9 protein-coding genes are annotated in these 12751 nt (G+C 72.5%); 2 read left to right on the forward strand and 7 right to left on the reverse strand.

Annotated features, from left to right (window positions below):
* Positions 1 to 7: 7 nt before the first annotated feature.
* The 6 genes from serA to ACF09K_RS01040 form a co-directional block, all read right to left on the reverse strand.
* On the reverse strand, positions 8 to 1597 hold the full coding sequence (gene serA / locus ACF09K_RS01015) for a phosphoglycerate dehydrogenase (protein WP_392240370.1): 1590 nt from the start codon (positions 1595 to 1597) through the stop codon (positions 8 to 10).
* Between the two features lie 297 nt (positions 1598 to 1894).
* Positions 1895 to 2893: a ketol-acid reductoisomerase gene (gene ilvC / locus ACF09K_RS01020; protein ID WP_392240371.1), complete on the reverse strand. Its 999-nt coding sequence runs from the start codon at positions 2891 to 2893 to the stop codon at positions 1895 to 1897.
* Between the two features lie 116 nt (positions 2894 to 3009).
* Positions 3010 to 3537 carry an acetolactate synthase small subunit gene (ilvN, locus tag ACF09K_RS01025; RefSeq protein WP_356562102.1) on the reverse strand — a complete coding sequence of 176 codons (528 nt, stop codon included), beginning with the start codon at positions 3535 to 3537 and terminating at the stop codon, positions 3010 to 3012.
* Positions 3538 to 3556: 19 nt separating this feature from the next.
* Positions 3557 to 5410, reverse strand: a complete 1854-nt coding sequence (locus ACF09K_RS01030) for an acetolactate synthase large subunit (protein WP_392240372.1) — start codon at positions 5408 to 5410, stop codon at positions 3557 to 3559.
* A 243-nt stretch (positions 5411 to 5653) separates the two neighbouring features.
* Positions 5654 to 8701, reverse strand: a complete 3048-nt coding sequence (locus ACF09K_RS01035; RefSeq protein ID WP_392240373.1) for a putative bifunctional diguanylate cyclase/phosphodiesterase — start codon at positions 8699 to 8701, stop codon at positions 5654 to 5656.
* A gap of 415 nt (positions 8702 to 9116) precedes the next feature.
* On the reverse strand, positions 9117 to 10082 hold the full coding sequence (locus ACF09K_RS01040) for a 2-hydroxyacid dehydrogenase (protein ID WP_392240374.1): 966 nt from the start codon (positions 10080 to 10082) through the stop codon (positions 9117 to 9119).
* A 76-nt stretch (positions 10083 to 10158) separates the two neighbouring features.
* Here ACF09K_RS01040 and ACF09K_RS01045 point away from each other — a divergent pair, with 76 nt between their 5' ends.
* Both ACF09K_RS01045 and ACF09K_RS01050 read left to right on the forward strand, forming a co-directional pair.
* Complete coding sequence (locus ACF09K_RS01045) at positions 10159 to 11157, forward strand: aldo/keto reductase (protein WP_392240375.1); 999 nt, start codon at positions 10159 to 10161, stop codon at positions 11155 to 11157.
* Positions 11158 to 11379: 222 nt separating this feature from the next.
* Positions 11380 to 12519 (forward strand): PQQ-dependent sugar dehydrogenase, encoded by a 1140-nt coding sequence (locus tag ACF09K_RS01050; protein WP_392240376.1) that lies wholly within the window; start codon positions 11380 to 11382, stop codon positions 12517 to 12519.
* Between the two features lie 27 nt (positions 12520 to 12546).
* Here the strand turns inward: ACF09K_RS01050 and ACF09K_RS01055 are convergent, their stop codons facing one another.
* Positions 12547 to 12744: a DUF6191 domain-containing protein gene (locus ACF09K_RS01055; protein ID WP_392240994.1), complete on the reverse strand. Its 198-nt coding sequence runs from the start codon at positions 12742 to 12744 to the stop codon at positions 12547 to 12549.
* Positions 12745 to 12751 lie beyond the last annotated feature (7 nt).

Below are 12751 nucleotides of genomic sequence, written 5' to 3' on the forward strand. Positions count from 1 at the left end.
GGCCGTGTCAGACCAGGTTCACCGCGCGCGCGGACGTCGCGCCGATCTCCGCGGCGACCTCGCTCAGCACCCCGGCGGGCACCGCGTCGTCCACGGTGAGGACGGCCAGCGCCTCGCCGCCGACGGCCGCGCGGGCGACCTGCATGCCGGCGATGTTGATGCCCGCCTCGCCGAGGATGCGCCCGACGGTGCCGACGACACCCGGACGGTCCTCGTAGCGCAGCACCGCCATGTGGTCGGCGAGCGCGAGGTCCACGTCGTACTCGCCGACCGCGACGATCTTCTGCAGGTGCTTGGGACCGGCCAGCGTGCCGGACACCGACACCTCCTCGCCGTTGCCGAGCGTGCCGCGCACGGTGACGACGTTGCGGTGGTCGGCCGACTCCGAGCTGGTGGTCAGCCGCACCTCGACGCCGCGCTCCTGGGCGAACAGCGGGGCGTTGACGTACGACACGGTCTCGTCGACGACGTCCTCGAAGACGCCCTTGAGGGCGGACAGCTCCAGCACCTTCACGTCGTGCTGGGTGATCTCGCCGTAGACCTCGACGTCCAGGCGGACGGCGACCTCGCCCGCGAGGGCGGTGAAGATGCGGCCGAGGCGCTCCGCGAGGGGCAGGCCCGGCTTGACGTCCTCGGCGATGACGCCGCCCTGGACGTTCACCGCGTCCGGGACCAGCTCGCCGGCGAGGGCGAGGCGCACCGAGCGGGCGACGGCGATGCCGGCCTTCTCCTGCGCCTCGTCGGTGGAGGCGCCGAGGTGCGGGGTGGCGACGACCTGGTCGAACTCGAACAGCGGGGAGTCCGTGCAGGGCTCCTTCGCGTACACGTCGAGGCCGGCGCCGGCGACCCGGCCCTCCTTCAGCGCCGAGTACAGCGCCTCCTCGTCGACGATGCCGCCGCGGGCCGCGTTGACGATCCGCACGCTCGGCTTGACCTTGCGCAGCGCCTCGTCGCCGATCAGGCCGACCGTCTCGGGGGTCTTGGGCAGGTGGACGGTGATGAAGTCGGAGACCTCGAGCAGCTCGTCCAGCGACAGGACCTTGACGCCCATCTGCGCGGCGCGCGCGGGCTGCACGTAGGGGTCGTAGGCGACGACCTTCATGCCGAAGCCGGACATGCGCTGGGCGACGAGCGCGCCGATGCGGCCGAGGCCCACGACGCCGAGGGTCTTCTCGGCCAGCTCCACGCCGGTGTACTTGCTCCGCTTCCACTCGCCGTTCTTCAGGGCGGCGTTGGCCTGCGGGATGTGGCGGGCGGTGGCGAGCAGGAGGCCGCAGGCCAGCTCGGCGGCGGTCACGATGTTGGAGGTGGGGGCGTTGACGACCATCACGCCGGCCTTGGTGGCGGCGGAGACGTCCACGTTGTCCAGGCCGACGCCGGCTCGTGCGACGACCCTCAGCTTGTTCGCGGCGGCGATCGCCTCGGCGTCCACCTTGGTGGCGGAGCGGATCAGGATCGCGTCGACGTCGGCGATGGCCGGGAGCAGTTCGGCTCGGTCCGCTCCGTTGCAGTGCCGGATCTCGAAGTCCGGACCGAGCGCGTCCACGGTCGCGGGCGACAGCTCTTCAGCGATGAGTACGACAGGTTTCGAGCTCACGTGAGTCCTCACAAGTCAGGGTGCACCTCCCATCCCTCGACGGCTATGGGGGCGCGTGCGGACGGCCGTCCCGACGGCCGCAGGCGGAGGAGGGGCTAGCCGCGTGGAAGACGCACGACGCTGTGGGCCTGACGCGTATTAGTGCAGCAGTGTAGTGCCGCGGCGAGAAACGTCTTGCGCCTCTGCGGAAGGATCACCCGTCCGTGGTCGGACGGGGTGGACAACACCATGGCACATGGCGTTACCCGGGGTTCGCCAAAGGGGCCGGAGCGCGCCGCTCCGGCCCCGGCGTGAGGCTTACGCCTCCTCGTCGACCCAGCTCATCAGCTTGCGGAGCTGCTTGCCGGTGGTCTCCAGCAGGTGCTCGGAGTCGGCCGTCTTGTACTCGTCGTACTTCTTCAGGCCGCCGTGGTACTCGTCCATCCACTGCCTCGCGAAGGTGCCGTCCTGGATCTCGGCGAGGACCTTCTTCATCTCGGCCTTGGTGGCGTCGGTGATGATGCGCGGGCCGGTGACGTAGTCGCCCCACTCGGCGGTCTCGGAGACCGACCAGCGCATCTTCTCCAGGCCGCCCTCGTACATGAGGTCCACGATCAGCTTCAGCTCGTGCAGGCACTCGAAGTAGGCGATCTCCGGCTGGTAGCCGGCCTCGACCAGGGTCTCGAAACCGGCCTTGACCAGCGCCGAGGTGCCGCCGCACAGCACGGCCTGCTCACCGAACAGGTCGGTCTCGGTCTCCTCGGTGAAGGTGGTCTTGATGACACCCGCGCGGGTGCCGCCGATCGCCTTGGCGTACGACAGGGCCAGCGCGAAGGCACCTCCCGTGGCGTCCTGCTCGACGGCCGCGATCGCGGGGACGCCGCGGCCCTCCTCGTACTGGCGGCGCACCAGGTGACCCGGGCCCTTCGGGGCGACCAGGGCGACGTCCACGCCGGCCGGGGCCTTGATGAAGCCGAAGCGCACGTTGAAGCCGTGCGCGAAGAACAGGGCGTCGCCGTCCTTCAGGTTCGGGGCGATGGACTCCTCGTAGACCTGGGCCTGGATCGGGTCCGGGATCAGGATCATGATGAGGTCGGCCTCGGCGGCGGCCTCCGCCGGGCTCACCACGCGCAGGCCCTGCTCCTCGGCCTTGGCCTTGGACTTGGAGCCCTCGTGCAGACCGACCCGCACGTCCACACCGGAGTCGCGCAGCGACAGGGCGTGGGCGTGGCCCTGGCTGCCGTAGCCGATGACCGCGACCTTGCGGCCCTGGATGATGGACAGGTCGGCGTCGGCGTCGTAGAACAGCTCGGCCACTTTGGGTTCTCTCCTTGGTGTGCAGGTGTTGCGTCCCACCGTATGACGGCGGGCGGAAGGGACGTTTCGGGGTCTCGGTATACGGGCGGCCGGTGTCGGCCGCCCGTGTTCCGTCGTTACGCCGACCGGTCGAGCGCGCGCAGGGAGCGGTCGGTGATCGAGCGGGAGCCGCGGCCGATCGCGATCGTGCCGGACTGGACCAGCTCCTTGATGCCGTACGGCTCCAGCATCTTGAGCATGGCGGAGAGCTTGTCGCTGCCGCCGGTGGCCTCGATGGTCACGGCCTCCGGGGAGACGTCCACGGTCTTGGCGCGGAACAGCTGGACGATCTCGACGATCTGCGAGCGCGTCTCGTTGTCGGCGCGCACCTTCACCAGGACGAGTTCGCGCTGAACCGCCGATCCGGGTTCCAGTTCGACGATCTTCAGCACGTTGACGAGCTTGTTGAGCTGCTTGGTGACCTGTTCGAGGGGCAGTTCCTCGATCACGTTCACCACGATGGTGATGCGCGAGATCTCGGGGTGCTCGGTGACGCCGACCGCGAGCGAGTCGATGTTGAAGCCTCGGCGGGAGAACAGGGCGGCGATCCGGGCGAGGATGCCGGGCGTGTTCTCCACCAGGACGGAGAGCGTGTGCTTGGACATGTGTCTGGGTCTTCCTCGCTCAGTCGTCTTCGTTGTCGCCGAAGTCGGGGCGGACGTCCCGGGCGGCCATGATCTCGTCGTTGGAGGTGCCGGCGGCGACCATCGGCCACACCATCGCGTCCTCGTGGACGATGAAGTCCACGACGACCGGGCGGTCGTTGATCGAGTTCGCCTCCTCGATGACCTTGTCCAGGTCGTCCAGGGACTCGCAGCGGATGGCGTGGCAGCCCATCGCCTCCGACAGCTTCACGAAGTCGGGGACGCGGGTGCCGTTGTTGGCCGCGGCGCCGTCCGCGTCCGGGCCGCTGTGCAGCACGGTGTTGGAGTAGCGCTGGTTGTAGAAGAGGGTCTGCCACTGGCGGACCATCCCGAGGGCGCCGTTGTTGATGATGGCGACCTTGATCGGGATGTTGTTCAGGGCGCAGGTGGTCAGTTCCTGGTTGGTCATCTGGAAGCAGCCGTCGCCGTCGATCGCCCAGACGGTCTTCGAGGGGACGCCCGCCTTGGCGCCCATCGCGGCGGGGACCGCGTAGCCCATCGTCCCGGCGCCGCCGGAGTTCAGCCAGGTGGCGGGCCTGTCGTACTTGATGAAGTGCGCGGCCCACATCTGGTGCTGGCCGACGCCCGCCGCGAACACCGTGCCCTCGGGCGCGAGCTGCCCGATGCGCTCGATGACCTGCTGGGGGGAGAGCGAGCCGTCCGCGGGCTGGTCGTAGCCCAGCGGGTAGGTCTCGCGCCAGCGGCTCAGGTCCTTCCACCAGGCGCTGTAGTCGCCCGGCCCGGTCTCGGTGTGCTCCTTCTGCACGGCCTGGATCAGGTCGGCGAGGACCTCGCGGGCGTCGCCCACGATCGGCACGTCGGCGGCGCGGTTCTTGCCGATCTCGGCCGGGTCGATGTCGGCGTGCACGATCTTCGCGTACGGGGCGAAGCTGTCGAGCCTGCCGGTGACGCGGTCGTCGAAGCGGGCACCGAGGGCGACGATCAGGTCGGCCTTCTGCAGTCCGGTGACGGCGGCCACCGAGCCGTGCATGCCGGGCATGCCCAGGTGCTGCGGGTGGGTGTCGGGGAACGCGCCCAGCGCCATCAGGGTGGTGGTGACGGGCGCGCCGGTCAGCTCGGCGAGGACCTTCAGCTCGGCGGTCGCGCCGGCCTTGAGGACACCGCCGCCCACGTAGAGGACCGGCCGCCTGGCGGCGGTGATCAGCTTGGCGGCCTCGCGGATCTGCTTGGCGTGCGGCTTGGTCACCGGGCGGTAGCCGGGCAGGTCCATGGTGGGCGGCCAGGAGAAGGTGGTCTTCGCCTGGAGGGCGTCCTTGGCGATGTCGACCAGGACCGGGCCGGGGCGGCCGGTGGAGGCGATGTGGAACGCCTGCGCGATGACCCGCGGGATGTCCTCGGCCTTGGTGACGAGGAAGTTGTGCTTGGTGATCGGCATGGTGATGCCGACGATGTCCGCCTCCTGGAAGGCGTCCGTGCCGATCGCCTTGGACGCGACCTGGCCGGTGATCGCGACCAGGGGCACCGAGTCCATGTGCGCGTCGGCGATCGGGGTGACCAGGTTGGTGGCGCCGGGGCCGGAGGTCGCCATGCAGACGCCGACCTTGCCGGTGGCCTGCGCGTAGCCGGTGGCGGCGTGGCCCGCGCCCTGCTCGTGACGGACCAGGACGTGGCGGACCCGGGTCGAGTCCATCAGCGGGTCGTAGGCAGGAAGGATCGCACCGCCGGGAATGCCGAATACCGTGTCGGCGCCGACCTCCTCGAGAGAACGGATGAGGGACTGCGCACCCGTCACGTGCTCGACGGACGCGGAGTGCTGTCCTCCGGATCGGGGCCGCGGCTGCGGGTGGTGGGCCCCGGTGGCCTGCTCGGTCATCGGCATTCTCTTCTCGATGCTGAGGGTTTTTGCGAGGTTCGTACGGTGTGCGACTGCTGGACGGCAGGTGCTGGTGCAACAAAAAACCCCTCGTGCCGAAAGGCAAGCGAGGGGAGCGCGCCGGAGTGGTCGCTGGGGATTCCGGATCGTCCTCCGGTGTGTCCCAGCTCAGCCGACGCGCTGTCCAAGTACGAGAATTCGGGTGCGCATGGCATTGACCCTCCCCCCGGCACGCACCGACTGTCAAGTGGGTGGGACGGGGGTCTCATCATGTGAACGCAGGGCCGTGCCGCCACCGAGGTTTCCGCCGCCCAGGACCGCCGGGACGCCCCGGGTGTACACCCCCGCCCCGCCTCCGGCGAACGCGGGCTCGGCGGGCTCGTGCGGCAGCGGGCAGCTGCCCCGGCCGAGCGCCCTGCGCAGCCGGTACTCGTCGAGCGGCCCGGCGAACGCCATGCCCTGCCCGTGCGTGCAGCCCATCGCGCGCAGGGCGACGACCTGCTCGGGCAGGTCCACGCCCTCGGCCACGGACTGGAGCCCGAGGTCGCCGGCGATCCGCAGCAGCCCACTGGTGATCTTGTGCAGCCGCGTGGACTCCACGACCCCCTCGACCAGGGTGCGGTCGAGCTTCAACACGTCCACGGGGAGCCGGCGCAGGGCCGTTATGGCCACGCCGCCGCCGAAGCCGTCCAGCGCGACGCGGACACCGAGGCGCCTGAGCGCGGCGAGCCGGCGTTCCAGTTCCTCCAGCGCCACCCCGGCCTCGATGTCGGTGAGCTCTATCACCAGCGAGCCGGACGGCAGCCCGTGCCGGGTGAGCAGCGCCTCGACGGACCCCGGCGGCAGTGAGCGGTCCAGCAGGCGGCGGGCGCCCAGCCGGACCACCACCGGTACGTTCAGTCCGCTCGCGGTGCGGTCGGCGGCCTGCTCGACGGCCCGCTCGAGCACCCAGCGGGCCAGCTCGGCGCTCCGGTCGCCCTCGTCCGCCGCGCGGAGGAACTCGGCGGGGGTGAACAGCACGCCCTGGGAGGACCGCCACCGGGGCTGCGCGGCGACCGACGAGATCCGGCCGTCCTCCAGCCGCACCACGGGCTGGTGCAGCAGCGCGAACTCGCCGTCGTGCAACGCGGCCCGCAGCCGCGTCGCCAGTGCCGCCTTCCGTACGACGTCCTGCTGCATCTGCGGCCTGTACAGCTCGACCCGGCCCTTGCCGGTCGCCTTGGCCCGGTACATCGCGAGGTCGGCGTTGCGCAGCAGTTCGCCGGCGCCCGCCCCCGCCTCGGCGAAGGCCACCCCGATGGAGGCGGCGACCCGCACCTCGTTGCCGTCGATCGGGTAGGGCTGGGAGAGCGTGATCCGCAGCCGGTCGGCGAGTTCCAGTATGTGGCCCTCGCGGGCGGCGCGGTCGCGGGTGCCGTCGCCGACGATCAGGGCGGCGAACTCGTCGCCGCCGAGCCGGGAGGCGGTGTCCCCCTGCCGGACGGCGTCCTGGAGCCTGCGGGCGGCCTGGACGAGGAGTTCGTCGCCGGCCTGGTGGCCGATGGTGTCGTTGACGGCCTTGAAGCCGTCGAGGTCGATGAAGAGGACCGCGGTGTTGCGCAGGGCGATGCCCCGGTCGGAGCTGCGGCGGCCGGAGAGCGCCTGCTGCACGCGCCGGGTGAACAGGGCGCGGTTGGGCAGGTCGGTGAGCGGATCGTGCTCGGCGTTGTGCTGGAGCTGGGCCTGGAGGCGCACCCGCTCGGTGACGTCCCGGCTGTTGAAGATCAGGCCGCCGTGGTGCCGGTTGACGGTGGACTCGACGTTCAGCCAGCCTCCCCCGCTCCCGGCCCCGCCCGAACGGGAGGTGCCCCCGTGGCCGGAGCGGAAGCGGCACTCGATGCGGGTGGTGGGTTCCTCCTGGGGGCTGGCGGCCAGGAAGCGGCGCACCTCGTGCACCACGCACCCCAGGTCCTCCGGGTGGATGAGGTCGGCCAGTTCGGTGCCCACCAGGTCCTCGGCGGACCGTCCGTAGACACCGGCGGCGGCCGGGGAGACGTAGCGCAGCACGCCGCTGGGGGCGGCGATCATGATGACGTCGCTGGAGCCCTGCACCAGGGAGCGGAAGTGGTTCTCCTTCTGGGCCAGTTCCTGGGTGAGGGTGATGTTGTCGAGCAGCATGATGCCCTGGCGCACCACGAGGGCCAGCACCACGGCGCCGCCGGTGAGGAGGACGACCCGGTCGACGCTGCGGCCGTTGAGGACGTTGTAGAGGATCCCCAGGGTGCAGACGGCGGCGGCGAGGTAGGGCGTGAGGGCGGCGAGGGAGCCGGTGATGGGGCGGGTGCCCGGGAAGCGGCTCGGGTCGGCTCCCCGCGCGGGCGGCCGGGGCGGACGGCCGCCGGTGCGCTGTCGGGGCAGGTGCTCGTGCACCACGCGCGGGTGCGCCGCGGCACTCGCGCGGTGGTGCCGGCCGGCGGCCCAGGGGGCGTAGGCGAGGAGCAGGGAGCCGGCGAACCAGCCGGCGTCGAGGAGCTGGCCCGAGCGGTAGTTGTGGTGCATCAGCGGCGAGGTGAACAGGGCGTCGCACATCACGGTCAGCGCGAGCGCGCTGACGGCGGTGTTGACCGGCGTGCGGTTCACGGGCGAGCGCCGGAAGTGCAGCACCAGCACCATGCTGACCAGGGCGATGTCGAGCAGCGGATACGCCAGGGTGAGGGCGGCGTGCGCCACGTCGGGTCCGTCGAGTTCCGCGGCCTGGGCGAGCGCGAGGCTCCAGGAGAGGGTGAGCAGGGAGCCGGCGATCAGCCAGGCGTCGAGCGCGAGACAGACCCAGCCGGCCCTGGTCACGGGCCGGGCGGCGAGCACCAGCAGGCCCACGATCGCGGGCGGCGCGAAGCACAGGAAGAACACGTCGGCGTAGCTGGGGCTGGGCACGGGGCGCTCCAGGACGACCTCGTACCACCCCCAGACCAGGTTGCCCAGGGCCGCCATCGCCGAGGAGAACGAGAACAGCAGCCAGGCCGGACGCAGGCGGACGCGGCGGGTGCGCGCGTAGAGGAAGCAGGACACGGAGGCGGCGCCGGCCGCCGCGGCCAGTCCGAAGTCACCCATGACGAGCGCGACCCGGCCGGACCCCCAGCCGAGCGCGGAACCGACGGCGTACCCCGCGCAGACCAGGGCCAGCAGGAGTTGGTGGACCGTGTTCGATCCGGGGCCGCCGGGGGACCGCGGCCCGGCGGGCGGCGCCCCCTCCGGGGCCTGCGTCCGCGGTGCTCCGTCGAGGAGGGTCGTGGAGGTCGGCGGTGAACTCACCGGGGCCTCCCGGTGCTTGCCGCTCCCGCGTCCCGCACGCCCCGGTGCGCCGGGTGGGCGTGGTCGCGGCGGCCGCCGTGTCCCCGGCGGTGACGGTCGCCGTGCCGGATCCGGTGGGCCGTGGGGCCGTCGCTCGCCCGCCCGGCCGTGCAACGGCGTCGTCGGCGGCGGCTCCGCCGCGTCGGGTCGTTCGTCCATAGGCCGTGCATCGCCCGTCGCCCCCCTCACAGTCTGAGATGTTCAACCCGGCGCCGAACGGTGCGCGGCGCAGCCCCTGTCGGGACGATACACCAGGATCGTCACTCAGGGACATAGCTTCTCTACGCTCAGTGACGACCGGCGACCGTGCCCGTACGGAACGCGTCCGGAGGGCTGCGGAGGGTGCCCGGAACGCGTCGCGCGCGTGCCGTGGTCCTCATGCCCCGTCGGCGGCGCCCGTCGTCAGGATCACGTTGCGCAGCGGCTCCCGGTTCACGAACCGGCCCAACTGGTCGGCCAGCAGCCGCTTGGCGCGCGGCAGGAAGGCGGAGGTGGGCCCGCCGACGTGCGGACTGATCAGGACGCCGGGCGCCCGCCACAACGGGTGGCCCGGGGGCAGGGGTTCGGGGTCGGTGACGTCCAGGGCGGCGGTGAGCCGGCCGCTCTCCAGCTCGGTGAGCAGGGCCTCGGTGTCGACGACCGCGCCGCGGGCGACGTTGACGAGCAGCGCGCCGTCCTTCATCCGGGCGAGGAAGCCGGCGTCCACCAGGCTGCGCGTGGTCTCGTCCAGGGGCGTGGAGAGGATGACGACGTCCGCCTCGGGCAGCAGTGCGGGCAGTTCGGTGAACGGGTGCACGGGGCCGCGCTCCGTAGCGCGCGCGGAGCGCGCGACGCGCGCCACCCGCGCGACCTCGAACGGCACGAGCCGGTCCTCGATCGCCGAGCCGATCGCGCCGTACCCGACGACGAGGACGTTCCGGTCGGCGAGCGCGGGGTGGAACCCGCTCTGCCAGTGGCCCTGTTCCTGGGCGCGCACGAACGCCGGGACGCCGCGCAGGGAGGCCAGCGTGAGGGTGAGCGCCAGCTCGGCGGTGCTCGCCTCGTGCACCCCGCGCGCGTTGCACAGCCGCACGCCGGACGGGAGGCCGGCCAGGCTCGCGATGACGTCGTCGACGCCGGCGGTGAGGGTCTGCACGACGCGGACCCGGCGCATCTTTGCCAGTGGGCGCACCTTCACGGACTGCCGCTTCATGTAGGGCACCACGTAGAAGACGCAGTCGGCGGGGTCGCCGGGGAACTCCTGCTCCCCGTCGGGGCCCCCGTCCCAGAAGAGGGGGTTGAGCCCCTCGGGGAGCCCTTCGATCTCGTCCGGCGGGATGGGCAGCCACACGTCAGCAGTCATGGTCGGGAGGCTATGTCAGGCACGCGCGCGTGCAGAGGTTAGGTTGGTGGGCCGGGCGAGGGAGGGTCACGAGCAGGTGGAGCGCAGGACGATCGGCGCGGCGGCGCTCGCGGTGGGGGCCGTCGGACTCGGGTGCATGCCGATGAGTTGGGGGTACAGCGGGTCGCGGCAGCGGGGCGACGAGTCGCTGCGGGCGCTGCACCGGGCGCTGGACCTGGGCGTCTCCCTGCTGGACACCGCCGACATGTACGGGCCGTTCACCAACGAGCTGCTGCTGGGGCGGGTGTTGAGGGAGCGGCGCGGGGACGCGTTCGTGTCGACGAAGGCGGGACTGCTGGTCGGCGACCAGCACATCGTGGCCAACGGCCGTCCCGGGTACGTGAGACGGGCGTGCGACGCGTCCCTGCGGCGGCTCCAGACGGACGTCATCGACCTCTACCAGCTGCACCGCGCCGATCCGGAGGTCCCGGTCGAGGAGACCTGGGGCGCGATGGCCGACCTGGTCCGGGCGGGCAAGGTGCGGGCGTTGGGGCTGTGCGCGGTGGGCGCGCGCGGCGGGCGCCGTGCGAGCGGCCGGCTGTACGACGCGACGATCCGGCAGCTGCTGCGGGTGCAGCAGGTCTTCCCGGTGAGCGCGGTGGAGGCGGAGCTGTCGGTGTGGTCGCCGGAGGCGCTGGACGCGCTGCTGCCGTGGTGCGAGGCGCGCGGCATCGGCTTCCTCGCGGCCATGCCCCTGGGGAATGGTTTCCTCACCGGCACGCTGACCCCCGGCGAGGGCTTCGAACGCGACGACATGCGGGCCCGGCACCCCCGGTTCACCGCCGAGATGATGGCCGCGAACCAGCCGATCGTCGTCGGTCTGCGCCGGGTGGCGGCCCGGCACGGCGAGGACGTGACGGCCGCGCAGGTGGCGCTGGCCTGGGTGCTGGCGCAGGGGCGGCACGTGGTGCCGGTGCCGGGGACCAAGCAGGAGCGGTGGGTGACGCAGAACGCGGGCGCGGCCCGGCTGCGGCTGACCGGGCGGGACCTGGCCGAGGTGGCGGCGCTGCCGGCGGCCCGGGGGTCGTGGGACTGAGGCCCGGGTCGCCGTCCGCGGCGGGGACGGGGAGCCGACGCCGCGCGGAAGGGGAGCCGGCGCCGCGCGGAAGACGGGGCCGGGCGCCGCACGGAAAACGGGGCCGGGCGCCGCGTCGGGTTCCGGAGATCGGGAACCCGTGGGGCGCGGGCGGTGTATGACAAGGGGAACCTGCCGCTGGACCGCCGCGTCGAAGGGACCGAGATCGTGCAACGTCGCTCAGTGACGGCCGTACTGGCCGCGAGTGTGCTCCTGCTGACGGCGGGCTGCTCCTCGGACGGCGGAGGGCCGCCGGGGGCCGCCCCGAGCCCGTCCGCGAGCCCCTCGGCCGCCGTCTCCCCGCCGGCCGCCGAGGAGACCCCGCCCGCGAAGGGCGCGGTCGCGGTGGTGCGTACCGTCGCCGAGGGGCTCGCCACCCCCTGGGGCCTCGCGCCGCTCCCCGAGGGCGGCCTGCTCGTGGCCTCCCGCGACGAGGGGACGATCACCCTGGTCGACACGGGCAGCGGGAAGAAGACCGAGCTGGGCGAGGTGCCGGGCGTCTCGGCGGCCGGCGAGGGCGGCCTGCTCGGCATCGCCCTGTCCCCGGACTACGCCTCGGACCGCATGGTCTACGCCTACTTCACCTCGGCGTCCGACAACCGCGTCGTACGCATGCTGTACGACGCCGAGCGGCCCGCCGGCGAGCAGCTGGGCGCGCCGGACACGGTCTTCCGGGGCATCCCCAAGGGCATGATCCACAACGGCGGGCGCATCGCCTTCGGCCCGGACCGGATGCTGTACGTGGGCACCGGCGAGAGCGGCCGGCAGGGTCTGTCCCAGGACAAGGGGTCGCTGGGCGGCAAGATCCTGCGGCTGACCCCGGAGGGCGAGCCGGCCGCGGGCAACCCCTTCCCCGGCTCCCCGGTGTACTCGTACGGCCACCGCAACGTGCAGGGCCTCGCCTGGGACGCGAAGCAGCGCCTGTTCGCCGCCGAGTTCGGCCAGAACACCTGGGACGAGCTGAACGCGATCGTGCCGGGCGGCAACTACGGCTGGCCGGAGGCCGAGGGCAGGTCCGGTGACGCGAAGTACCGCGATCCGGTCGCGCAGTGGCACACCGACGAGGCCTCGCCCAGCGGTGTGGCCCACGCCGGGGGCTCGATGTGGCTGGCGGGTCTGCGGGGGGAGCGCCTGTGGCGCGTCCCGCTGAAGGGCACGGCGGCGTCGGCCGCCCCGCAGGCGTTCCTGGAGGGGAAGTACGGCAGGCTGCGGACCGTCGTGGCGGCGGGCGGCGACAGGCTGTGGGTGACGACCAGCAACACCGACGGGCGGGGCACGCCGAAGAAGGGCGACGACCGGATCCTGGAGCTGAAGGTGAGCTGAGGCGTCAGGCCGCCCGCGGGCCCGCTCTCAGCCGCGGGGCTCCGCCGCCGGGGTCGCGCCCGCCCCGTCCGCGGGATCGGGCGGCCGCACGACGACCTTTCCGGACCCGAGGTCTATCGGCCCGTGTCCGGGGTCGGCGTCGCCGACGTCCTCCCGGGTCAGCTCCAGGCGGTTCTGCTCGTCACGGGTGTGCTTACGGCCGGGTGCGAACAGTTCCTCGAACATGGTGAAC

The sequence above is a fragment of the Streptomyces sp. NPDC014882 genome (genome assembly GCF_043081325.1).
Classification (GTDB): domain Bacteria; phylum Actinomycetota; class Actinomycetes; order Streptomycetales; family Streptomycetaceae; genus Streptomyces.

What these genes read in the sequence shown, in the direction of transcription:
- ilvN (WP_356562102.1), bottom strand. Translation starts at nt 3,537, where the DNA reads ATGTCCAAGCACACGCTCTCCGTCCTGGTGGAGAACACGCCCGGCATC.
- ACF09K_RS01030 (WP_392240372.1), bottom strand. Translation starts at nt 5,410, where the DNA reads ATGACCGAGCAGGCCACCGGGGCCCACCACCCGCAGCCGCGGCCCCGA.
- ACF09K_RS01040 (WP_392240374.1), bottom strand. Translation starts at nt 10,082, where the DNA reads ATGACTGCTGACGTGTGGCTGCCCATCCCGCCGGACGAGATCGAAGGG.
- ACF09K_RS01055 (WP_392240994.1), bottom strand. Translation starts at nt 12,744, where the DNA reads ATGTTCGAGGAACTGTTCGCACCCGGCCGTAAGCACACCCGTGACGAG.